This is a genomic window from Streptomyces sp. NPDC050988 (assembly GCF_044456225.1).
In the GTDB taxonomy this organism is placed as follows: domain Bacteria; phylum Actinomycetota; class Actinomycetes; order Streptomycetales; family Streptomycetaceae; genus Streptomyces.
Map to the genome: position 1 here is coordinate 197958 of NZ_JBITFQ010000013.1, position 23035 is coordinate 220992.

The window sequence follows — 23035 nt, forward strand, 5'->3', positions numbered from 1 at the left end:
AGTCATGCCATCGAACCCAGGATGAGCGGGCGTCACACGACCCTGGGAGGGGGCATATGAACGGTCTCGACTGGGCCGTGCTCATCGGCTACTTCGGTGTGATGGTCGCGATCGGTGTCTGGTCCCACAAACGGGTCGACAACGTCAGCGACTTCTTCACGGCCGGCGGCAAGATGCCGTGGTGGCTGTCGGGCATCTCCCACCACATGTCCGGCTACAGCGCGGTGATGTTCACCGGCTACGCCGCCATCGCCTACACGTACGGCGTCACGTCCTATGTCACCTGGTCCTTCCCCATCGCCATCGGCATCGCGATCGGCGCGAAGCTGTTCGCGCCCCGGCTCAACCGAGTGCGCTCACGGCTGCACGTGGCCTCGCCGCTGGAGTACCTGAAGAACCGCTACAACCTGCCCACCCAGCAGGCGCTCGCCTGGTCCGGCGTGCTGCTGAAGATCGTGGACGTGGGCGCCAAGTGGGCCGCCATCGCGACCCTGTTGTCCGTCTTCACCGGTGTCTCGCTCAACATGGGCATCCTGATCACCGGCGCCGTGACGGCCGTCTACTGCACGGTCGGCGGGCTCTGGGCCGACGCGCTCACCGAACTGGGCCAGTTCATCATCCAGTTCATCGCCGGTATCGCAATGCTCGTCGCGGTCATGGCCGAGCTGAACGGCTTCAGCACGCTGTGGAGCGTCTGGGACGAACCCGCGCTCGACGGTCACACCAAGCCGCTGGCCGGCCCGTACATGATGGTCTTCCTGATCGCCTATCTCTTCATCAAGACCTTCGAGTACAACGGCGGCATGTGGAACCAGGCCCAGCGCTACATGGCCACGGACTCCGCGAGGTCCGCCACACGGTCGGCCACCCTGTCCGCCGTGCTGTGGCTGGTCTGGCCGCTCGTGCTGTTCTTCCCCATGTGGGTCGCGCCGCTGATCATCAAGACGGACGTGCCGGCCGACTCGTACGCGCTGATGGCCGAACAGCTGCTGCCGCACGGGCTGTTGGGCCTCGTCATCGTCGGGTTCTTCTCCCACACGATGGCGATGTGCTCGTCCGACGCCAACGCGATCGCGGCCGTCGTGACCCGCGACATCATGCCCGCCGTGTCGCGCAAGGTGCGCGAGTGGGACACCCGGATGGGGCTGCTGGCCGCGCGCTGGGCCACGCTGCTCTTCCTCGGACTTTCGATGGCCATCGCGACGCAGGTCAACTCCGGCTTCTTCGACGACATCATCACCGTCGTCATCAAGTGGGTCGCGGGGCTCATGGGCCCGATCGCGATCCCGCTGATGCTGGGCCTGCTGCCCTGGTTCCGCAAGAGCGGTCCGACGGCCGCGCTGATCAGCTGGGGGCTCGGCCTGTTCACCTTCTGGCTGGTCAACTACCCGATCAGCTGGAACGTCGACGGCGGCGTACCCCTGCAGTACCAGGTGTCGATCCCGCTCGCGGTGTCGCTCGTCCTCTACATCCTCATCGGCTACGTGAAGCCGGAGGACACCCCGGAACGCGACGCCATCATCGCGAAGATCAACAACGACGACGACGGCCGGGGCTCGGCCGCCGCGGCGGTGCCGGCTCCCGCGGGGGCGGCGGACGGAGTGGTGGGCACACCGGTCAAGGACTGACCGGCCCGCCGGTACGACCCTGCCCGCCCGTGGGACCGCGAGGGTGGCCGCTTCCTGACGAGCGGCCACCCTTCGCGTTGAGGGACGTTTTGCGCCGGGCAACAGGTGGGAGAGGGCAGGAGTCCGGTGGTCAGCCCGCCGGTACCGGGGTGGCGCCCGCCAGTGCCGCGTAGCCGCGTGGGTAGCGGGCCAGCCAGCCCGGTGAGGAGCCTGCCGGGCCGTGCAGGGCCGGGCCCTGGGTCATCTCCATCGCGAAGTCGTCGGCGAGGACCAGCATGGTCGGGCGGCCCTCCAGCTCGGCCAGCCAGGCCGGCGGCAGGGCCGTCTCGCCGTGGAGCGAGCCGAGCAGGGCGCCCGTGAGCGCGCCGGCGGCCGCCGAGTCGCCGCCGTGGTTCACCGACAGACAGAGACCGTGGCGGGTGTCCTCGCCCACCAGGGCACAGTAGACGGCGACCGAGAGCAGCCCCTCCGCCGTACCGCCCCCGGCCAGGTCCTCGACACGGGCGGGCGTGGGCATGCCCTGCCGTACGGCCCCCAGCGCCTGTTGCAGCGCGTCCGAGACGGGCTGGTGCCCGGGGCGCGCGGCCAGCAGCTGCAGGGCCCGCTGGACGGCCGCGTCGAGGCTCTCACCGCGCGCCAGACCGTGCACCACGACGGCGTACGCCCCCGCCGACAGATAGGCCGTCGGATGCCCGTGGGTCTGCGCCGCGCACTCCACCGCGAGCTGCATCACGAGCTGTGGCTCCCACCCGACGAGCAGGCCGAAGGGCGCGGAGCGTACCGCTGCCTCGGGGCCCCGCTCCTCGGGGTTCTTCGGGGCGTCCAGCGTCCCCATCATCGCGTCGCCCAGCCCCACCAGACAGGCACGCGCGGGCTCGCGCCGGGCGTACAGCCACTCCTCGCGGGCCAGCCAGCCGTCCTCCTTGCGCCGCTCGTCGGGACCCCAGTCGCGCTGTGTGGCGGCCCACCGCAGATATGCCTGGTGCAGGTCCGTCGGCGGATGCCAGGCTCCCGTGTCCCGGCGCACCTGGGCCCGTATCAGCCCGTCCATGGAGAACAGCGTCAGCTGGGTGAGGTGGGAGACCGCCCCGCGTCTGCCATGGCCGAAGGCCAGATCGGTGAGCCCCTGAGCCCCGTGCGCCTCGCGGATCCCCTCCATCGAGAGTTCCGCGACGGGCGAGCCCAGCACGTCCCCGACGGCCGCGCCGAGGAGCGTGCCACGCACCCGGCTGCGGAAGTCCTGCTGTTCGGCACGGCCCCAGACGGCACCGGCTGTCGCACCCACCGAGGCCTCCTACAGATCCCGATCCGATCCCGTGCCGATTCCGTCGGTACGGCCGACAGTCCAGCACTGTAATCGAACGGGAACGGTCGGTTGAAGGTCGGAGCGGTTTGCGAACAGTGGGAGAACTGATCACATTTGCAGGCATTGAAAGAATGTGAAGGCCTTGAAGGATGGGAAGTCCGGAAAAAGGCCGAGCCCCCTCGGCCAGGACGGCGGGCCGGTCGAGAGGGCTCTTTCGTGGTGCTTGTTCAGTTGTTGATGCGGTTGTGGTGAGGTCAGACGGTGCCCCGGCTCACCTCTGAGACGAAGGCGTTCCACGAGCCGGCCGCGAAGGCCAGCGTCGGGCCCTCGTGGACCTTGGAGTCGCGGACGGCCAGCGCCGTCGTGACGGGGGACTTGACCTCGACGCACGCGCCGTTGCCCTGGGAGTACGAGGACTTCGTCCACGTATCCGTGGCGCCTTGCTTGATTGCCATGTTCGCTCCGGTAGCCAGTTGCTGAGTCGCTGTCACCGCACTGCGGGTTCGTTCCGGAACCCACGGTTCGGATTGCGCCAAGGTTGTTGCTCCTTGGCGTGATCGACGCTACTCGCCAACATCGGCGTACGAAGCGACTATTCACTCGACCGGGTGGCATATACCAGCGGAGTCTTCCGTCGAGATACCGCGAGGGTGTATTGTCCGGCACCCTCTCGCCGGGGGCGGTGGAAAACGGACCAACACCGCCTCGTGTGCCGCCCGTTGACGTCCCGTCCCACCAGTGCCCCCCTGTCTCAGGCCCTGACTCAGGACACCGCTTCGGTGGCGTAGTCCTTGGCGACGTCCGCGATGAACTCCCGGGACTGGTCCGCGTTCAGGGCCTGCGCCCGCAGATGCTCGTACATGACGCTGTACTTCTGGACGTCGTTCGCCTTCTCCAGATACAGGTCGCTTGTGACGCCCTCGATGTAGACCACGCTGGAGTCGGCCGCGTCCGGGAACTCCAGGATCGCGTACTGCCCGCTGACCCCGGGATGGGCGCCCATGGTGAACGGGATGACCTGCACCGTCACATGCGGCACGTGGGACATCTCGACGAGATGCTCCAACTGCTCGATCATCACCTGCTTGTTGCCCACGGTCCGGCGCAGCGCGGCCTCGTCGAGCACGGCCCACAGCCGCAGCGGGTTCTCCAGGTCGGAGATACGTTCCTGTCGTCGCAGCCGTACCTGTACGCGCTTCTCGATGTCGCCGGGAGCCGCCTCCGGGAGCGCGCCCTGGATCAGGGACTCGGCGTACGGACGGGTCTGCAGCAGGCCCGGGACGACCAGCGGGTCGTACACGCGCAGGCTCGCCGCGTCCGTCTCCAGCCCGATGTAGACGCTGTACGGGATGTCGCCGAAGGAGTGCCACCAGCCCTGCTGGCGCGAGTCCTTGGCCATCTGCATCAGCGAATCGACGATCCGCACGTCCTCGACCTCGTACACCCCGCACAGATCGCGGACGTCGCGCTGGCTGATGCTGCGCCGCCCGTTCTCCAGGCGGCTGATCTTCGACTGCGAGACAAGCAGCCGCTCGGCCACCTCTTCTGCCGTCATGCCCTTGAGCTCGCGGAGCCGGCGCAGCTCCTGGCCCAACCGGCGCCGCCTGACGGTGGGATTGACATTGGACGCCACGGGACGTGCACCTCCGGCTGCGTACTGTCTGTACTTTGCGTATCTGCTGTTGAGCAGATTGCCACCAAGGTGCTTGCTACCGCTGGGAAACAGCGGATATGCCGTGCGTACACGCCACTTGTCGCCACCTCGCGCCACCTTGCGTGGAAGAGTGGTGAGAAGTGTGATGAGACGCGCGGTTGTGCGTGGAGATACGGGACGTTGCGATACGTGCGACTTGGCGGCACAAGGGATGACATGCGGACGAGACACAGGGACGAGACATAGGGACCACATGCGGACGCGCGGGGCGGCGGGCCGTGTCGTCGTCCGGACGTACGGCCCACCGCCCCGCGCGGCCCAGCGGCTCCCGGACCGGGTCTTGGGGACGTCGGTGCGGCGCTGACGTGCGTGACACGCGAGGCGTGCCGCACGGTGCTGCGGTTGTCGGGTCCTGCTGTCCTGCTGGTCCTACGGGTACTGCCGTGTCGCGGTCGTGCCGACGGGTGCCGTGGGACTGCGGCTCAGTGAGCCACGGCACGCGCCATCGAACCGCGGCGCGGTTGCATCGGGACGCCCCTGGCGGGCTCCGGTGCGGGCCTGGCTCCGGGGGCGGCCTGACGGCCGGCCGGTGCCGGGCTGCGGCGTGGCTGAGCGGCCACACCGTTCTGGACGTCCATCACGGCGTGTGCCACGAGACCGCCCATGGGGTCGTGCCTGATCAGATCCCGGAGGCGGGAGCGCGACGAACGCCCTTCGTTCCCCGGGTAGAGGTGCTTGCCCAGGCCGACGGCGTGCGCCAGCGCGGCCAGCGCGGCGGTCCGCGGGTCCGGCGGTACGCCGGTGCGGATCGCGCTGTCCAGCCGGGCCCTGATCTCCCGGCTGATCTCCGTGTCCGTCGCCTGATAGCGAGTCGTCGGAAGCACCCCGCACATCTGTCCCGCCACGGCATGCACCATGCCGCACCGCTCCAGATGCGAGAGATAGGTCTGGCGCAGCCCCAGTCGGGGTCCGCCGATCCAGTTCACAGCGCGTACTGGAGCACCCCGCCTGCGGAGTAGTTCCAGCGCACAGTCCAAGGTCGGATCTCCGGTCGGCCGTGGTGCCACCACGGCGATACGATCCCCGTCTGGGGCTATCCGTCCGGCCAGCGCCAGCTCCACTAGCTGCGCTCCGGCCAGACCTAGGTCGAGCGACTGCGGCTGTGCGGTGGTACCCGTGGTCGGGTCCAGCGCCAGCAGCAGAAGCTCCTCCGGAAGTGTTCTGCGGCTCCTGCCCATCCATGCCTCCCCGCGTGGATGAATGACAGGGTGACCCCTCTCACATTGGTCTGTCGAGAGTGCGTGACCGGAATGTAGTGGAACCGATAGGTATGTCGTTCTCGTCTACCACGGGGGTTAAGCCCGCACACAGGACACTGGTACATGGTTCGGACACGGGATGTCCGGGCGTGTGTGCACGACTTGGCGGGTTCATGGTTCGGTTGGCCGCACGGAGTGTGGCGCATGGAGGAGGCATCGGTGGCGGGCGAGTCCCCCGACAGGTCGAAGCAGCACGAGTCGTCGGCAGAACCGACGTCGGGGAGCAAGGCTCCGGTTCCGGATCCGCGGCTGGCCGTCGCCAGGGAGGCCGTGACGGCGGCTGCCCGGGTGGACACGGCCACGGCGGTGTTCTCGACGAAGCGCTCCGCGGGTTCTGCGGGTTCGGCGGGACTGGACGGCTCGGAGGGGTCCGCCGCCGGGAGTTCCCAGGGGAGTGACGGTTCTGCGGACCGGGAGTCCGCCGGGAAGGGCCCCGCCAAGGGCACCGAGGGCGGTGACGCGCGTCTGCGGGACGTGGTGGCCGCGTGGGTCGCGACCGCGGACGACGAGGCGCCTGAGGGCGCCTCTGACGCCGACGGCTCCGATGGCTCCGATGACGCTGAAGTTTCCGGTGCCGCCGAGGGGGCCGACGGTCCGGAATCGGACACGTCGGGTTCGGCCGGTTCGGTTGTTTCGGCCGGGGGCGACGCCGAGGGTGCCACCGGTGGCGGTGACTCGGATGGCGAGGGTGAGTCCGGGGCGGAGGGCGGGACGGCTGGGGCCGAGTCCGAGCCCGGTGCCGGTGACGGTGACGCCGATGAGGACGCCGAGCCGGAGGGTGCCGCTGCCGCGGAGGCCCGGGCTGCGGAAGACGCGCCCGCCAGGACCGACTCTGCCACCGGGACCGACGGTGACGACGCGGAGTCTGCTGGTGACGCCGACGCCGACACCGGGAGCGAGTCGCGGAGCGAGACGACCCACGAGGCGAAGGATCGGCCGGAAGCCGACGCCGACGCGAAGGCGGACGCGGCGCCCGAGACGGTCGGGTCCGACACGTCCGACGAGTCCGAGTCCGAGTCCGAGGGCGAAGGCTCCGGAGACGGTGACGGCGACGCGGACGCGAAGGGCGATGCGGTGCCTGAGGCCGGCGCTGCCTCCGGTGCGGGCGAGCCCGCGGACGAGGTCCCCGCTGAGGCCAAGGCTGACGCTGCCAAGGGCGAGGACGCGTCTCGGACCGGTGCTGCTCCCGATGGGGACGAACCCGCTGACGAAGCTTCCGCTGATGCCAAGGCTGACGCTGCGAAGGGCGACGCGGTGCCGGAGGCCGACGCTGCCTCCGGCGTGGACGAACCCGCCGACGAGGTCCCCGGTGCGGGCAAGGTCGACGCTGCGAAGGGCGATGCGGTGCCTGCGGTCGGTGCTGTCGCCGATGCGGGTGAACCCGCCGACGAAGCCTCCGGTGAGGGCGGCGCCGATGCTGACGCGAAGCTTGCCTCCGGCTCCGGCGCGGACCAGTCCGACGCGGTAGCCGTCGGTGACGGTGACGGTGACGGTGACGCCGGATCGGATGCGGGCTCCGACGACGATCGCAAGCCCCCCGTAGACCAGCCCACCGCCATCTTCAAGATGCCGAAGCGTGCCGTGGACCAGCCCACCACCATGCTCAAGCTGGGCGGCGCCAAGCCGGGTGCCGGGACCGATGACAAGCCCAGGACCGGAGCGGAATCCGGAGCCGATTCCGGGACGGACAAGGGCACGGCGACCGACCCCGGCAAGGATGCCGACCGGGACAAGGGTGCCGAGCCCGGCAAGGGTGCCGAGCGCGCCGCCGAGGGCAAGCCCGCTCCGGCCTGGGCCGCCAAGCCCTCCGCGCCCTCGGCTTCGCCCGCCGAGCCGGAGGCAGAGCGCACCAGCAAATTCGTAGCCCTCAAGCCGCTCGACGAGCCCGCGCCGCCGAAGGTGCGGCCCCTCGCGCCGCCGCCGGTTCCGCCGGCCGCCGAGACGACCGCCATCCCGCAGGTCGGCCCCGAGCGGACGACCCAGCAACCCCTGCCGCCGAAGCCCCCGTTGGACCTGCTGGCGGAGCTGACGAACACGCCGCCGCCCCGGCAGACCCCGGTGCGGACCGTCGTACGGCGGGTCAAGATCTGGACCCCACTGGTGCTGCTGCTGGCCGTGGTGTTTGCAGTCGTACAGGCCGTACGCCCGCTGCCCACCCCCACGCTCGCGCTGACCGCCGACGAGTCGTACGCCTTCGAGGGGAACAAGGTCTCCCTCCCGTGGCCCGGCGAGGGTCAGGGCTGGATGGACGTGAACGGCATCGGCACGGTCGACACGTTCGGCGAGCAGAAGCCCGTCGCCATCGGCTCGGTCGCCAAGGCCATGACGGCGTACGTGATCCTCAAGGAGCACCCGCTGAAGCGCGGCGAGGACGGCGCGAAGATCCCCGTCGACGCGAAGGCGGAGACGGAGGGCGGCTACGACGCGCAGGGCGAGTCGACGCTCAACACCGTCAAGGAGGGCGACACCCTCACCGAGAAGGACGCCATCGCGGCCATCATGATCCCCTCCGCGAACAACATCGCCCGGCTGCTGGCCCGTTGGGACTCGAACGGTTCCGAGGAGGCGTTCGTCAAGAAGATGAACGACGCCGCCAAGGACCTCGGGATGACCAACACGACGTACACCGACCCCTCGGGCCTGAAGGAGACCACCGTCTCCACCGCCGAGGACCAGGTGAAGCTCGGCAACGAACTGGTGCGGATGCAGGCGCTGGTGGACATCACCAAGCTGCCGACCTGGGTGGACCCCTCGGGCAAGAAGTGGGACAACTACAACCGCCTCGTGCCCTACAACAACGCCATCGGCATCAAGACCGGCTCCACCACCAAGGCCGGCGGCAACCTGCTGTTCGCCGCCACCCAGGAGGTCGGCGGCGAGAACGTCATCGTCGTCGGCGCGATCCTCGGCCAGCACCAGCCGCCGATCATCGACACGGTCAACGCGGTCAGCAAGGAGGCGATGATCGCCGCCCAGGAGGCGCTGACCTCGCGGAAGATCCTCAAGAAGGGTGACGTCGTGGGGTACGTGGACGACGGGCTCGGCGGTCGCACGTCGGTCGTCGCCACGAAGGACGTCTCCGCGGTGGGCTGGGCCGGACAGACCGTCAAGCTGAAGCTGGGCGAGGACGGCACGGTCATCCCGCACGAGGCCAAGGCGGGAACCAAGGTCGGCTCCCTGAGCGTCGGTGACGGCACGAGCGGCAACGCGGTCGAGGTGCCGGTCGCCCTCCAGTCGGACCTCGTCGAACCGGGCTACGGGTCCAAGCTCACCCGCGTGAGCTGACGGACGTACGGGCGTACGGGCGTACGGGCATACGGAGCCGTGGCGGCTTGGGGGCGTGATGCTCCCAAGCCGTGCCGAAACGGTCGCACCCCGCCGACGGAGTACCGCCCCGGCGCTCTGGGCCGGGGTGCGTGCTAGCGTCGCGAGAAGGGCAAGGTCGCCCGCCGCGGGGCCCGGCCGAGCAGTGAGACAACGGGACACGGGAGTGCCTTCACGTGGCGACAGCGGAGCCGACGCACGCCGACGACGCCGAGCCGGGCCAAGAAGCCGGCCAGCGAATACGCCTGCGTACGCGGAACGTTGAACGCCCCGGATCGGACGAAGCCCGAGACGCCTCTGACGCTTCTGGCGCCTCCGACGCTTCTGACGTCTCTGAGGCCTCCGAATCCACCGAGTCGGCCGAGGCTCCGGAGAACTCCGGGTCCGTCGAACTCCCCGACGCCTCCGACTCCGAGGACGGCGAGGACGGCGAGCATCGCGCGGACCGGGACCCCGACGGCGTTCACGAGACCACTCGTCTCCACCGCTTCCTGCGGCACCCCGCGACCCTCGCCACCGCGCTCTCCGGCATCCTGCACGTCATCTGGTTCTTCACGTTCGCGAACAGTGGGGGCGACCTCGCGGCGCAGGACGCGTGGGCCGAGTTCGTCGGGCGGAACCCGGGTTCGGCGTACAACCTGGCCTGGTACGGCGGGATGCACCCGGTGTCGTACAGCGTGGTGTCGCCGTATCTGATGGCCGTGCTCGGCGTGCGTACGACCCTGATGATCGCGGGGACGATCTCCGCCGGGCTGCTCACGCTGATCCTGATGCGCACCAGGGCCGTACGGAACCCGGTGTGGCCGTCGCTCGCCGGAGTGTTCGCGCTGCTGTGCAACGCGGCCTCGGGGCGCGTGACCTTCGGCCTCGGCATGGTCTTCGCGCTCGGTGCGACCGCCGTCGTGTTCTGCTGGCCGTACCGCTGGCGCTACAAACGCTGGGCCAAGGCCCTGTGCGCCGCCCCGCTCGCCGCGCTCGCGACCGCCGCCTCACCCGTGGCCGGGCTCTTCGTGGGCTTCGTCGCGGTGGCGCTCTTCCTGCAGAAGCGCCGCCCGGGCGCGTACGCGCTGGGCCTCGCGCCCGCCGCCGTCGTGGGCGTCTCCGCCTGGCTGTTCCCCTTCTCCGGCACGCAGCCGATGCTGTTCGCCTCGGTCCTGCTGCCCTTCTCGTACTCGGTGTTCGTCTTCCTCCTCGTCCCCAAGGAGTGGAAGACGGTCCGGATAACGGCGGCGGTGTACGGCCTCTCCGTCCTCCTCGTCTGGCTGATCAGCTCGCAGATCGGCTCCAACATCAGCCGCCTGCCCATGCTCCTGGCGGGCGTCGTGCTGATCGCCGCGCTGCCCTTCACCGTGCCGCGCTCGCGCAAGTGGTACGCGGTCCTCGTGACCTTCGTGGGCATGAACGCCTGGATCGGCTTCAAGGCCGTCGACGACATAGTGCATACGACGCCCGCGGCCTCCTGGGCCCGCGAATTGGCCCCGCTCGTCAACCAGCTCCAGGTCGCCGGCGCCGAGAAGGGCCGCGTCGAGGTCGTACCGGCCCGCTCCCACCGGGAGGCGTCCGCCCTCGCCCCGTACGTCAACCTCGCCCGCGGCTGGAACCGGCAGGCGGACATGGAGCGCAACCCCCTCTTCTACGACGACACCCTCAACTCCGCGAACTACCACGAGTGGCTGCGGCGCTGGGCCGTCCACTTCGTCGTCGTCCCCAAGGGCGAGCCCGACGGCGACGGCGGTGAGCGCGAGCGGGAGCTTGTGCAGCGCGGGATGCCGTATCTGAAGCAGGTCTGGGGCGACGCCAACTGGCAGCTCTTCCAGGTCACCGACCCCACCCCGATGGCCGACCCGCCCGCCGTCGTCGACCGGGCCGAGCAGGGTGAGCTGACCATCGAGGTGAAGCGGGCGGGGCGGGTGCTCATCCGGATCCCGTACTCACCGTGGCTCGGGCTCGTCGACGCGGAGGGGAAGAGCGTCAAGCCGCCCCAGGAGACCGAGGAGTCGAAGCGGCTGCGGGAGGACGACGACGAGATGCCGAAGGCGTACGAGAACGTCAACGGGTGTCTGATGGAGACGGAGGAGGATGTCAACGGGGACAAGTGGACGGAGCTTCTCGCTCCGCGGGCCGGCACGTATCGGTTGGCTGCGCCTTATCAGTTGCCGCGGGGGACGGGGTGTCCTGAGGAGATGAGGGAGGCTGTCCGGGGGACCGGGTAGCGCTTCCGCGGGTTTCGTTGTCGGGTGCGGGTTCGATTGGGCTGGTCGCGCAGTTCCCCGCGCCCCTAAAAGCGAAAAGATTGCGCCGTTCCCCGCGCCCCTGAAGCCGGAAGGCCACGTCGTTGCCCGCGCCCCTGAAAGACAAAAGACTGCGCCGTTCCCCGCGCCCCTAGAAAGGGAACGCCACGTCGCAGACCTGGTCCTCCGGGCCCGAGTCGTCCCAGTCGGTGAAGTAGATCTCTCGGCAGGGGCCGGCGTAGGGGAGGCCTTTTTTGGTCAGCCAGGTCTCCACCGCCTCGTAGGCGGCGTGGATCTGGGGGTTGGCGACCTGGGCCTTGGTGATGCGGGTGTAGGCGAGGCGGCGGGCGGGTTCGAGGCGGGCTGTGGTGTTCCAGGTGCGGGCGTGCCGGGCGGCCCAGGTGCGGGCGGCCTCCGGGTCGGCCACGGGGACGCAGGACTCGACGGGGCCGTCGCTCTCCTGGGAGACCTCGGAGTGGTAGACGACGAAGGGCGCGCCCGTCGTGCCGCCGTACTCCTTCGCGGCCGCCTCCAGCCGGCCCAGTGACGCCGGGATCCAGACGGGCAGCTCCTCCACGAGGGTGTGCCGCTTCTCGGTGATGACCCACTGCTCCGGTACGTCCACGGTGTGGACCTCGAATGTCGCGTACAACTCGGAACTCCTTCCGGAAAGCCGTCCACGGAGGTAGTGCGCGAGTGTCCGCTGCCCGGCCAGGCGCTCCTCGACTTCCGCCCAGTAGGCGGTCACGAGGTCCGCGGCCGCCTGCCCGTCGGTCTCCTGCCGCTCCACGACCTCGGCGATCCGGGCGAGCGGCATGTCGAGGCCGCGCAGCAGGGAGACCAGGCGGGCCGGTTCGACCTGGGCGGCGCGGTAGTAGCGGTAGCCGGTCGTGTCGTCGACGTGCGCGGGGCGCAGCAGGCCCAGCCGGTCGTACAGCCGCAGCGCCTTCGGCGAGAGCCGCGCACGGGCGGCGAACGCGCCGATCGTGAGCAGGCCCTCGGCCGGGGGCAACGCGTCGGTCGTGTCGGTCACGGGTTCCACGGGCCCATCCTCCGTCACCGGGCGACTGCCGCCCGGCGGGGAGGACGGTGCTCCTTGCCCCAGGGGCAAGGTCAACCGGTGAACTGGTGAACCGGTGAACCGGTGAACCGGTGAAACCGGTGGGAGTCGCCGCGTCAGGCGACCAGTGCCTCCACGGCCGCCACGACCTCGGGCGAGTCCGGCTCGGTCTGCGGGGAGAAGCGGGCGACCACGGTGCCGTCGCGGCCGATCAGGAACTTCTCGAAGTTCCAGCGGATGTCGCCGCTGTGCCCCTCGCCGTCCGCGAAACCGGTGAGCCGCTCGTACAGGGCGTGCCGTCCGTCCCCGTTCACGTCGACCTTCTCGGTCATCGGGAAGGTCACGCCGTACGTCGCCGAGCAGAACTCCGCGATCTCCTCGGACGTGCCGGGCTCCTGGCCCATGAACTGGTTGCAGGGCACGCCGAGCACGGTGAAGCCCTGGGCCGCGTACCGCTCCTGCAGCCGCTCCAGGCCCCCGTACTGGGGAGTGAGCCCGCACTTGGAGGCCACGTTGACGATGAGCACGGCCCGGCCCTTGTACTGGCCGAGGTCCGCGGAACCGCCCTGCAGGGCATCGATGTCGACGTCGAGAACTGAGTCAGTAGTCATAAACGGATGCTAACTCCGGTCCGAAGGGGCACGGGCGGCGCCCCGGTCGCCCTGGACCCCGACGAGAACCTCGCCCGCGGGGGTGCGGTAGTAGAGGACCGACCGCCCGGAGCGCCGCCGCTCGACGAGCCGGGCATCGAGCAGGACCTTGAGGTGGCGGCCGACCGAGCCGAGCCCCTGGCCGGTGACGGCGACCACCTGGCTCGTGCTCATGGGGGAGTCGAGCAGGACGAGAACGCCCGCCCGTGCCGCCCCGAGCAACCGGCTGAGGCTCTCGGGGGCGCCCGCCGCCGTCGGTCCGGTGTCCGCGAGCGCGCCCGAGCACGGGTACACGACCGCGTACCGGTCGGGCTCCTCCCACGACACCCACCCCTGCCGCTGCGGTGTCACGGGTACGAAGATGAGCTGGGCGCCGGAGATCTCGCGGGGCGGGTACTCGTGGAGGTTGATCTGCAGCCGGTTCTCGCCGAGCCAGCGCATGCCGGGCCGCATCGCGTCGAGGGCCGCGGCCCAGCCGCCCTGGCTCAACTGGGCGGTGCGGGCGACCACATCGGCTTCGAGCACGCGACGGCGACGGGGCCAGTAGGGGCGTACGGCCTCGGTCCACACGTGGGTGAGCAGGTCGGCGGCGCGGCCGGGGAGGTCGTCGCGGTCCTGGAGGATGCGGGGGAGCGGGCCGCGCAGGGCGACGGCGAGGTGGGCGCGGGCGGCCTCCGGAGAGGTCTCGCGCACTCGGGCGACCTCGGTGTCGAAGTCCTCCTCGCCGCGTGGGGTCGGCGTCAGGAAGTCGGCGATCCACTCGGGCCCGAGACCGGCCCGGACGAGGGCGGCGGTGACGGGATCGGCCGCCAGTTGTTCGTCGTAGTCCGGCAGGTGGGCCTCCAGCCAGGTCCGCTCGCCCGGGTGCGTGGCCGTCCCCGCCCGCAGCGCCTTCAGACAGGCGAACGTCTCGGCGAGCGGCGAGAGCACGAACCGGCTGCCCGCGAGGGTGTCGGCGTTGACCTGCCACCAGCCCATGTCGGCGGCCTCCCCGGCAGCTGTCCGATTGTCCGGTGCGCTGTCTGTTTCGCGCAGGCGCGAAACTCTACCGGCCGCTTCGACGCCGGTCCGAGACTCCGGTCATGCCCATGACGTCGTACCGGTCCCTCTTCCGTACCCCCGAGTTCACCCCCCTCTTCCTGGCCTCCTCGGCACAGGTGGCCGCCCAGACGATGAGCGGCCTCGCACTCGGCACGCTGGTCTACCGGGCCACGGACTCGCCGCTGCTGTCGGCGCTGAGCATGTTCGGCCCGTCACTGGCCCAGGTGCTGGGCGCGACCACGCTCCTGTCGGCGGCCGACCGCCTGCCGCCCCGAGCCACGCTGACGGGCACCGCGCTGGCGTTCGCGGCGGGTACGGCGGCACTCGCGGCCCCGCCGCCCCTGTGGGGGATCTTCGCCCTGATCCTCGTACTGGGCCTGGTGGCGTCCCTGGGCGGCGGGGTCCGCTGGGGCCTGCTGAACGAGATCCTGCGCGAGGACGGCTACATCAAGCACGGCTACATCCTCGGCCGCTCGGTGTTCAACATGGCGAACGGCGTCACCCAGGTCGCGGGGTTCGCGACGGGAGGCGTCCTCATCACGTTCCTGTCCCCGCGCGGCACGCTGCTCACGGCGGCCGCCCTGTACGTGACGGCCGCCGCGGTGTCCCGCCTCGCCCTGACACCCCGCCCGCCGAGAGCCACGGGCCGCCCGTCGGTGCGCGAGACCCGGCGCACGAACGCGGCCCTGCTCGCCTCCCGCCCCCGCCGCCACCTGTTCCTGGCCCTGTGGATCCCCAACGGCCTGATCGTCGGCTGCGAGTCCCTCTATGTCTCGTACGCCCCCGACCACGCGGGCCTGCTCTTCGCCTGCGCGGCTCTGGGCATGCTGGCCGGCGATGTGGCGGTGGCCCGCTTCGCGCCGCCGCGCCTGCGCCCGCGACTCGGCGTACCGCTGCTTCTGCTGCTGGCGGCCCCGTACGTGCTGTTCGTCCTGCGCCCGGGGCCGTTCCTGGCGGCGGGCCTCGCCGCCCTGGCCTCGGCCGGGTTCGCGGCGAGCCTTCTGCAGCAGGAGCGCCTCATGGCCGCGACCCCGCCCGAACTGTCCGGCCACGCGCTGGGGTTGCACTCGTCCGGCATGCTGACGATGCAGGGGGTGGGAGCGGCCCTGGCGGGCGCTACGGCCCAACTGACGTCACCGGGCACGGCGATGACGGTGATGGCGCTGGCGTCGATCGCCGTGACGGTGAGCCTCGTACCGGGACTGCGCCCCGCACCCCGCGCGGCTAGCGCGCCACGAACTGCGTGAGGATCGCCTGCACTTCGTAGATGTCCACGCCCTTGGTGAAGGTCTTCTCGATCGGCGCCGGGGTGCCGGAGATCCAGATCTTCAGCTCGGCGTCGAGGTCGAAGTGGCCCGCGGTCTCGACGGAGAAGTGGGTGATGCTGCGGTAGGGGACGGAGTGGTACTCCGTCTTCTTGCCGGTGATGCCCTGCTTGTCGACCAGGATGAGACGGCGGTCGGTGAAGAGGATGGTGTCGCGTATCAGCAGGTACGCCGCGTACACCTGCTCGTCCTGCCCGAGCAGCCGCGCGTAGTCGTGCTGGGCCTTCGCCGGATCGACGGTGTGCGCGTTTCCGAACAGCGCCATGATGTGCCCCCGTTGGATGTGTGGAACCGGATGTGCGCATCCGGTCTGCTGAACCGGATGTGCGAATCCGGTCTTCTGAACCGGGTGCGCGGACCGGCTTGTGATGTCACAAGATCCTCTCACTGTAGGGCAATCGGGGCACCGATTCACCTGAGGCGGGTGGCGGCCGGCGGCGGCTCGTCCCAGGTGTGGACGGGGTCCGGACTGAGTACGGGCGGGGCAGTCCGATCCGTGACGCTTCCATTACTCACACCACCCTTGACAGCGTGCGTACTGTTTCGCGACGTTTGAGCCCCGCGGAACAGTTCGAGGCGGGGGCAGGACGCGGAGAGCGCGTCATGGGGGAATGGGGGGCGCCCGTGCGGTCCATGAGCACCATCACGATCCACAGACCCGAGGAACTGAGCATCCCGCTGCGCCGGGCCTGGCACCGCGCGATGGACGAGTCACCGGACTACGCGAACCCCTTCCTGGCACCGGAGTTCGCGGCGGGGATCGGCCGGCACCGCGGCGGGGCGCGGGTGGCGGTCCTGCACGAGGGCGAAGAGGCCGTCGGCTTCCTCCCGTACGAGCGCAACGCCTTAGGGGTGGGCCGGGCCATCGGGCTCGGTCTCTCCGACGCCCAGGCCCTGGTGCACCGGCCCGGCGTCACCTGGGACACCCGGGAACTGCTGCGGGCCTGCGGTCTCTCGGTCTTCGAGTTCGACCACCTCGTCGAGGAGCAGAAACCTTTCGGGCCCTACGTCACGGGGACGTTCGCCTCACCGGCCATCGACCTGAAGGACGGCGACGACGCGGGCTACGCGGAGTGGCTGCGCGGCGCGTACCCGGGGCTGGCCAAGACGACGCTGAAGAAGGAACGCCGACTGGCGCGCGACCTGGGCGAGATGCGGTTCGTCTTCGACGAGCGCGATCCGGCGGCGCTGCGCACGCTCATGCGGTGGAAGTCCGCCCAGTACCGCAGAACGGGACGGATGGACCGGTTCGCGCGGCCGTGGATCGTGGAGCTGGTGGACCAGCTTTTCCAGGTCCGCGAGGAGCACTTCACCGGTGTGCTGTCCGTGGTGTACGCGGGGGACCGGCCGGTGGCCGCGCACTTCGGGCCGAGGTCGCGCACGGTGTTCGCGCCGTGGTTCACCGCGTACGACCCCGACCTCCACTACTACTCGCCCGGCCTGATCATGCACCTCCGCATGGCCGAGGCCGCCGGCCGGGACGGCGTGCGCCTCATGGATCTGGGGCGCGGCGACAAGGAGTGGAAGGACTGGCTCAAGACCCGCGAACTGCGCGTCGGCGAGGGCTTCGCGGTCCGCCCCCACCCGGTGGCCACCGCCCACCGGCTGTGGCGCAGACCGGTGCGCGGGCTGCGGAACACGGTCCTGGCCCATCCGCGCCTGCGGGAACCGGCCGACCGGCTGCTGAAGACGGCAGGCACGCTGCGTACGACGGGCCGCATGGGCGTGGGCATGGGCGCGGGCATGGGCACAGGTTCCGGCACCGCGCCGCGACGGAACGCGGACCGGCGGGGCACGGCGAACCCGCAGGGCGACGCGAACCCGCAGCGCAACGCAAACCCGCAGGGCACTGCCGCCCAACAGTGGAACGCGAACACGAACACGAACGCGCCGGGCCCCGCGGCCCCGCGGCGGAAGAGGTGACGATGCCGTACGGATCGCGGCTCGCCGCGACGATGGCACGCCGACTCGGACGCGAGTGCGTCTACACCCCCTCGGCACGCCTGGCCCTGTACCTGGCACTGCGGCGCTGGTGCCGGCCGGGCGCACGGGTACTGATGTCACCGGTGAACGACGACGTGATCCTCTTCGTCGTCCTCGCGGCCGGACTGCGCCCGGTGCTGGCCCCCGTGTCGGTCTGGGACGGCAACATCGACCCGGCCGCCGTACCGGAGTCCACCTGGCGCGGCGTGGACGCCGTCCTCACCACGAACCTGTACGGCATGCCGGACCGGGTCGTCGAACTGCGCCTGCGCTGCGAGGAGTTGGGGATACCCCTGATCGAGGACGCCGCGCACGCGATCGGCACGCACCTCGACGGGCAGCCGATCGGCACGTTCGGAACGGCGGCGGCCTTCAGCCTCTCCAAGCACGTGGCCGCGATGGCGGGCGGCTTCCTGGCCGTGGAGGACGCGCGCACCCGCCGGGAGCTGGAGCTGCTGCGGGACGACCTCCTGGTCCCGGGCCGCCTGGCCGGCGACCTGGCCACCGCCCTGCGCCCACTGGCGCGTTCGGCCGTCCGCACCCTGCACCTGGTGCGCCCGGCCTGGCGGACGATGCAACGCCTCGGCCTCCTCGAACGCGACGACTTCCGCATGGCCCTGCACGCGCCCCGGCTCGCCGCCAGCGCACTCCGGGCGCCGAGCGTCACCGCGTACGAGCCATGGATACGCGTCGACCTCCACGACTTCCGGACGCGCCACGGAACCCTGGTGCGCGGGCAGTTGAGGCTCCGCATGGCGCTGCTCGACGAGAACCTCACCCGCCGCCGAGCAGGCGTCAGCGTCCTCTCCGGCACGGCCTGGGCCTCACCGGCACTCCGCGACCGCGCGGCACGGGGCGGCCCGCTCCCGCTCTTCCGGGTCCCGCTCCTGGTCCACAACCGCGACGCCCTCGTGCGGCGCCTGGTGAGACACGGAGTGGTCGCGGGCTACATCTATGATCCGCCGCTCGACGACTACGCGGGCGCGGAGTTCGTCGAACCGTCCCCGGACCCGTCGTCCGCCCGCTGGTTCGCCTCCCACGTCCTCCCGGCCGACCCCCTCCTGGCCCGCACCCTCACCGCCGCCCTCACAAAGGAACGGACGAAAACCGCGCACCCACCGACCCCGACCGCCCACGTCCCGGACGCCACACCACCGGCACCGCTGGGCCAGTGAACGGCCGAAGGGCCCGCTGACCGTACGCCGGGCCCTGCTCAGGGACGCTCCGTGTCGTACGCCGTCTGGTTCCGCTCGATGTCGGCGTTGTTGTCGACGGCCCGTTCGGCCAGGGCCACGGCGGGCTCGATCAAGGTCCGCCCCATCGCGGTGAGTTCGTACGCGACGCGGGGCGGGACCTCGGCGTACGCCGTGCGGGACCTCGGCGTACGCCGTGCGGGACACGAGGCCGTCGCGCTCCAGGTGCCGGACCGTGCGGGTGAGCATGCGCTGCGCGATGCCTGGGACGCGCGGCTGCAGCTGGATCATCGCCGGGCTGCTCGCCGCCTTCTACCTGTACGCGGGTGGCAGGAAGGTCGCGCAGAGCAAGGAGCAACCGGCGCCCATGATGGGCTGGGTGGACACGGTTCCGATGGGGGCGGTCCGGGCCATCGGGACCATCGAGATCCTCGGCGCCGCCGCCCTCGTACTGCCGCCCCTCACCGGGACGGCCCCCGCCCTCGCGATACTCGCCGCACTCGGCTTCCTCGTACTCCAGATCCTGGCGACCGCCCTGCACCTGTCCCGCGGAGAGGTGCAGGAGACGGGCCTCAACGTCACTCTCGTCGCGCTCGCCGGGGTGGCCGGGGGCCGCGTGGCTGGGCACGACGTGGTGAGCCGCTGAGGCTCGATCTTCAGCGCGGTTCTGCGGAACCCGGACCGTGATCTTTCCGTCTTCCCTCGTCGGGCGGGTTGTTCTTCATGAGGGAGGACGCGGCCACGACGGGAAGGCGGTGGACGGAACTCACTCTGCCCGTTGACCGGAATCTATTAAATCGGCTGAAAATTGAGATACATAACTTGGCGTGATTCTGCGCGGACAAGAAGCAGAATCACGCTCTCCGAGCGGCGTGGGCCTCGGGCGGGACTCTGGGTCACGGCGGGTGTCGTAGGCCTCGCATTCCTTGTCGCGCTGGAGCTCGCCGCACGTCACTACGGCGAGCCGGGGCCGATCACCAACCAGGCGCGAGAGGCGATATTCGCCCCCAAATCCGGCTTTCTGTTGTACGCCGGTATGGCGTTGATGATGGTGGTACTCACCTGGCGGCAACGGTTCATGGCCGCCGGCGCCGCGATCGGTATCGACATCGCCTTCTCGGCGGTCCGATGGGCGGTCGACGCCAGGGTGACCGACGGCCACCCCTTCGGAAACGGCGCGTTGTGGGTGATCCTGGGCGGCGCGGTCGTCGCCGTCACCCGCCGTACCGGCCGGGAACGCGTCCTGCTGCTGAAGGGTGTCGGGATGGGCCTGCTGCTGGTGGCCGGCCGCAAGACCGGCGACACCTGGCTGCTCATCACCTCCAAGACCCGCCCCGGGGTGCTCGACCAGTACGTGGCAACCGCCGATCACGCACTGGGCAACCCGTCGTGGCTGCTGGGCCGGATGGTCGCGGCCACCGGCCAGATCGGCTCCAATCTCCTCAACATCGTCTACGGCCAGCTCGCGGTGGCCGCGGTCGTCGTCGCGCTGTACCAACTGCGCCACGTGGCGGCCGAGCGCCGCTTCCCGCGCCACCATCTGGTGCGTACGTTCCTGGTGATCGGCCTCCTCGGGCCCACCATCTACATGATCTTCCCGGTGGTCGGACCGGTCTTCGCCTACGGCACCGGCGTCGAGCACTGGTCGTCGGTCGGCCTGTGGCCGGAAGCGCCGCCCAGCGGGCAGTGGGCGGTCGCCGACCTGTGGCCGCGGACGCTGCCGCCGATCAGTACCCCGCACCCCATGCCGTTCGACGAGATCACCCCACGCAACTGCATGCCCAGCCTGCACACGGCGTGGGCCACCGCGATCTTCATCCACTCCCGGAAGGGTCCGCGGGTTCTGCGCCTCGCAGGAACGTTCTGGCTGGTGGCCACACTCGGCGCAACGCTGGGATTCGGCTACCACTACGGCGTGGACCTCATCGCCGGCGTGGTGTTCACCCTCACGGTCGAGGCGGCTCTGCGCACGTTCGACCGCGGCTGGGACCGATCGGGGCTCCGACTGGTCGCTTACGGTACGACTGTCTTCGCCGCACTCCTGGTGTCGTACCGCTACCTGCCGCTGGAGATGGCCCGGCATCCGTGGCTGTACGGACCTCTCCTCATCCTGGCGATGACGTCGGTGATCTATGGCTACGTGAGGACCGCGGCACTGTGGGAGCCGAGGGCTGCCCCGGCGCGACAGCCGGAACGGCAACCTGAACTGGTCTGAGCCGTGCCGCACCTGGTTGAGGGCTGAGGGCTGAGGGCTGAGGGCTGAGGGCGGAGGGCGGAGGCGGGCGATGACGGTGGGCGCCGCGGGGCACGGCCGTCGGCCAGTACGTACGGGAGGGGAGGCTCCACGGCCACGGCCACGCGTAAGCAGCGGTCGAGCACTCCGCGGCGGAGACCGAAACTGAGCTGGGGCGGGGCCGACTCCCGAACCCGGAGGCGGTGTCTGTGCCTCGTGCCATCATCCTCGCGTGCTGAAGATCCCCGGATACGAACATGGCCATCTGGTCGATGGCAGCGCCTACCTGGACGATCCGTTGTTCTGGCCCGTGCACCTCGGTTCCTGTCTGCGTGGAGAGGACGCACAGCGAGCAGCGTTCGGCGCCGACTGGGACGCGGCCACGGAACTCTCCCGCAGGCTCTCCGCCGCGCGTGAGTGGCCGGTGTTCAGCCTGCCCCTGTGCTCCGGCCACACCATCCACGTCGTCTACCGCAACTTCGAGGGCGACCAAGGGGTGGACTACCTCATTCACCACCCGGCCTGGTCCGCGGCGGAACACCTCGCCGTGGACGACGGTCACTTCATGGGGCCCGGAACGGCGTGGCCGGAACTGCTGTCCGCGGCTCGACAGTCGGGCACAGAGGGCGTCGACGATTCGGACGCCCGTCTCCTGCTGCTCTTCCCGACCCTCGGGGATGCGCGGCTCCCTGACGACGCGGCCGTTGCCCTGACAGCCGCTCTTGCCGCTCTCACCTTGATCGAGGAGCCCGCCGAAGTGGCGAGGATGCTTCTTGAGAAGCAGGGGCAATGGGCGCCTGCGCACTGGAGGTTGGCAGACGGCGTCCGGATCAACGACGGCGGTCATTCCTACCGGAACCCCCACAACACCTTCGCCATGCCCGGGGGGCGTCTTCTGGAGATCAGCAACGCGCTGAACGGCGAGAGGCGCCGACCTCACCAGACACCAGACACCAGACACCAGACACCAAACACCAGACACCAGGCTGAAGGACTGAGCGTCCGTGTCGCTGAAATCCGGTTCCATGGTTCGGCTCGGCTGCGTCAGCATGTGCGGCGTTGACGATCCTGAGGCGCTGTGGAGGAACCTGGTGGACGCGAGACACGAGCCGAGCCTGATTCTGCTGTGCGGACTTCCGGGTTCCGGGAAGACGACGCTGGCCAAGCGCCTGGCGGATGCGATTCCGGCCGTACGTCTGTGCCCGGACGAATGGATGGCGGACCTCGGCGTCGACCTGTTCGACGCGCAGACGCGCATCCGGCTCGAGGGGCGGTTCTCCCGACATGCCCAGGAGCTGTTGAGGCTCGGCCAGAGCGTCATCCTGGAGTTCGGCTTCTGGTCGCACTCCGAGCGGAACGAGAAACGCCTCGGCGCCCGCGCCCTCGGCGCTCACGTCGAACTGCACTATCTAACGGCGCCGATCGACGAATTGTGCCGCCGCCTCGACGCCCGCAACGGGGAGGGCGCGTCGGGCACGGCCCGGATCACTCGCGAGATGCTCGAGGAGTACGCAGAACTCTTCGAAACCCCGACCAGCGACGAACTGGCCCTGTTCGACGAACCACGACCCCACCCTTGACCAACCCGGCCGCCCCGCCCGCCTCGCCTGTCTCGGCCCAGGTGGGCGCAATCCGGCAGCTCTCGAATGGTCGTCCGCTGTCGACGCTTTTCGACTGACGGGTCTCGATCCGGATCACCAACGCACGCTTCAGGAGAGAGGCTGGGCTACCAGCCGGTGACCTGCCGCTTCCTTGGCAGGTGTGCTGGGGGTGTACGTGCCTGCCAGCCACCGTCGTCTACCGCTGTTGTCCCCGTCCGGCGCCGTTGATGTCAGCCGTGGATGCCGGAAGCCTTCTGTTCCTTCTACCTCTCGGGAGAACCGCAGCGCCCGCACGGCCGATAACCCATCGCCCGCGCGTCGCACAGCAGCATCCAACCGACGTCATCCAGTTGCCGACCTTCGCCGACCATGAGCCCGGTTGTTGGAGTGTGAGCCGTGTGGTGCCCCGGCAGGATTCGAACCTGCGACACCCGCTTTAGGAGTTTTCCTTGGGCAGGGCTTTGACCTGCGAAAATATGGACTACAG

Annotated in this window: 19 protein-coding genes and 1 pseudogene; 10 read left to right on the plus strand and 10 right to left on the minus strand. The window is 70.1% G+C overall.

What is annotated here, in order from left to right; genetic code table 11:
* The first annotated feature begins 56 nt into the window (after positions 1–56).
* Positions 57–1628 carry a sodium:solute symporter family protein gene (locus tag ACIBEI_RS27245; RefSeq protein ID WP_398892864.1) on the plus strand — a complete coding sequence of 524 codons (1572 nt, stop codon included), beginning with the start codon at positions 57–59 and terminating at the stop codon, positions 1626–1628.
* Between the two features lie 130 nt (positions 1629–1758).
* On the opposite strand, the gene ACIBEI_RS27250 is transcribed toward ACIBEI_RS27245, so the two are convergent.
* The 4 genes from ACIBEI_RS27250 to ACIBEI_RS27265 form a co-directional block, all read right to left on the minus strand.
* On the minus strand, positions 1759–2913 hold the full coding sequence (locus ACIBEI_RS27250) for an ADP-ribosylglycohydrolase family protein (RefSeq protein ID WP_398892865.1): 1155 nt from the start codon (positions 2911–2913) through the stop codon (positions 1759–1761).
* Positions 2914–3188: 275 nt separating this feature from the next.
* Entirely contained in the window at positions 3189–3389 is a 201-nt protein-coding gene (locus ACIBEI_RS27255; protein WP_398892866.1) for a DUF397 domain-containing protein, read from the minus strand.
* 308 nt (positions 3390–3697) lie between these two features.
* Positions 3698–4567: a helix-turn-helix transcriptional regulator gene (locus ACIBEI_RS27260; protein ID WP_055615875.1), complete on the minus strand. Its 870-nt coding sequence runs from the start codon at positions 4565–4567 to the stop codon at positions 3698–3700.
* Between the two features lie 503 nt (positions 4568–5070).
* Positions 5071–5826 carry a GPP34 family phosphoprotein gene (locus tag ACIBEI_RS27265; RefSeq protein WP_055615874.1) on the minus strand — a complete coding sequence of 252 codons (756 nt, stop codon included), beginning with the start codon at positions 5824–5826 and terminating at the stop codon, positions 5071–5073.
* Positions 5827–6051: 225 nt separating this feature from the next.
* Between ACIBEI_RS27265 and ACIBEI_RS27270 the strand changes: the two genes are divergently transcribed.
* Both ACIBEI_RS27270 and ACIBEI_RS27275 read left to right on the plus strand, forming a co-directional pair.
* A complete protein-coding gene (locus tag ACIBEI_RS27270) occupies positions 6052–9192 on the plus strand; it encodes a D-alanyl-D-alanine carboxypeptidase (protein WP_398892867.1) in 3141 nt (1046 codons plus the stop codon).
* Between the two features lie 215 nt (positions 9193–9407).
* Entirely contained in the window at positions 9408–11444 is a 2037-nt protein-coding gene (locus tag ACIBEI_RS27275; protein ID WP_398892868.1) for an MFS transporter, read from the plus strand.
* Between the two features lie 169 nt (positions 11445–11613).
* On the opposite strand, the gene ACIBEI_RS27280 is transcribed toward ACIBEI_RS27275, so the two are convergent.
* From ACIBEI_RS27280 to ACIBEI_RS27290, 3 genes are all read right to left on the minus strand, one after another.
* Positions 11614–12504 (minus strand): MerR family transcriptional regulator, encoded by an 891-nt coding sequence (locus ACIBEI_RS27280; RefSeq protein WP_398892869.1) that lies wholly within the window; start codon positions 12502–12504, stop codon positions 11614–11616.
* A 134-nt stretch (positions 12505–12638) separates the two neighbouring features.
* Positions 12639–13133: a glutathione peroxidase gene (locus tag ACIBEI_RS27285; RefSeq protein ID WP_398892870.1), complete on the minus strand. Its 495-nt coding sequence runs from the start codon at positions 13131–13133 to the stop codon at positions 12639–12641.
* Positions 13134–13142: 9 nt separating this feature from the next.
* Positions 13143–14150 (minus strand): transcriptional regulator, encoded by a 1008-nt coding sequence (locus ACIBEI_RS27290; RefSeq protein ID WP_398892871.1) that lies wholly within the window; start codon positions 14148–14150, stop codon positions 13143–13145.
* Between the two features lie 110 nt (positions 14151–14260).
* Here ACIBEI_RS27290 and ACIBEI_RS27295 point away from each other — a divergent pair, with 110 nt between their 5' ends.
* Positions 14261–15460 (plus strand): MFS transporter, encoded by a 1200-nt coding sequence (locus ACIBEI_RS27295; protein WP_398892917.1) that lies wholly within the window; start codon positions 14261–14263, stop codon positions 15458–15460.
* Here the strand turns inward: ACIBEI_RS27295 and ACIBEI_RS27300 are convergent.
* Positions 15438–15803, minus strand: coding sequence for a PH domain-containing protein (locus ACIBEI_RS27300; RefSeq protein ID WP_398892872.1), 366 nt, complete (start codon positions 15801–15803; stop codon positions 15438–15440). The two genes, ACIBEI_RS27295 and ACIBEI_RS27300, sit on opposite strands and share 23 nt — an antisense overlap.
* Before the next feature lie 368 nt (positions 15804–16171).
* Between ACIBEI_RS27300 and ACIBEI_RS27305 the strand changes: the two genes are divergently transcribed.
* Both ACIBEI_RS27305 and ACIBEI_RS27310 read left to right on the plus strand, forming a co-directional pair.
* Positions 16172–17461: a GNAT family N-acetyltransferase gene (locus ACIBEI_RS27305; RefSeq protein WP_398892873.1), complete on the plus strand. Its 1290-nt coding sequence runs from the start codon at positions 16172–16174 to the stop codon at positions 17459–17461.
* Between the two features lie 2 nt (positions 17462–17463).
* Complete coding sequence (locus ACIBEI_RS27310) at positions 17464–18696, plus strand: DegT/DnrJ/EryC1/StrS family aminotransferase (RefSeq protein WP_398892874.1); 1233 nt, start codon at positions 17464–17466, stop codon at positions 18694–18696.
* Between the two features lie 38 nt (positions 18697–18734).
* On the opposite strand, the gene ACIBEI_RS27315 is transcribed toward ACIBEI_RS27310, so the two are convergent.
* Positions 18735–18842: a hypothetical protein gene (locus tag ACIBEI_RS27315; RefSeq protein WP_398892875.1), complete on the minus strand. Its 108-nt coding sequence runs from the start codon at positions 18840–18842 to the stop codon at positions 18735–18737.
* A gap of 97 nt (positions 18843–18939) precedes the next feature.
* Positions 18940–19005: pseudogene (locus tag ACIBEI_RS27320) on the minus strand (hypothetical protein); the annotation flags it as partial.
* Between ACIBEI_RS27320 and ACIBEI_RS27325 the strand changes: the two are divergent.
* The 4 genes from ACIBEI_RS27325 (at position 18974) to ACIBEI_RS27340 (ending at position 22527) form a co-directional block, all read left to right on the plus strand.
* Positions 18974–19360: a DoxX family protein gene (locus tag ACIBEI_RS27325; protein ID WP_398892876.1), complete on the plus strand. Its 387-nt coding sequence runs from the start codon at positions 18974–18976 to the stop codon at positions 19358–19360. The pseudogene ACIBEI_RS27320 and the gene ACIBEI_RS27325 overlap by 32 nt on opposite strands.
* 207 nt (positions 19361–19567) lie before the next feature.
* Positions 19568–20929 carry a phosphatase PAP2 family protein gene (locus ACIBEI_RS27330; protein ID WP_398892918.1) on the plus strand — a complete coding sequence of 454 codons (1362 nt, stop codon included), beginning with the start codon at positions 19568–19570 and terminating at the stop codon, positions 20927–20929.
* A 250-nt stretch (positions 20930–21179) separates the two neighbouring features.
* Positions 21180–22010 (plus strand): hypothetical protein, encoded by an 831-nt coding sequence (locus ACIBEI_RS27335; protein ID WP_398892877.1) that lies wholly within the window; start codon positions 21180–21182, stop codon positions 22008–22010.
* The gene (locus ACIBEI_RS27340) at positions 21952–22527 is read left to right on the plus strand and encodes an AAA family ATPase (protein WP_398892878.1); all 576 of its coding nucleotides are present in this window, start codon (positions 21952–21954) and stop codon (positions 22525–22527) included. The genes ACIBEI_RS27335 and ACIBEI_RS27340 overlap by 59 nt, the downstream gene beginning before the upstream one ends.
* Positions 22528–23035 lie beyond the last annotated feature (508 nt).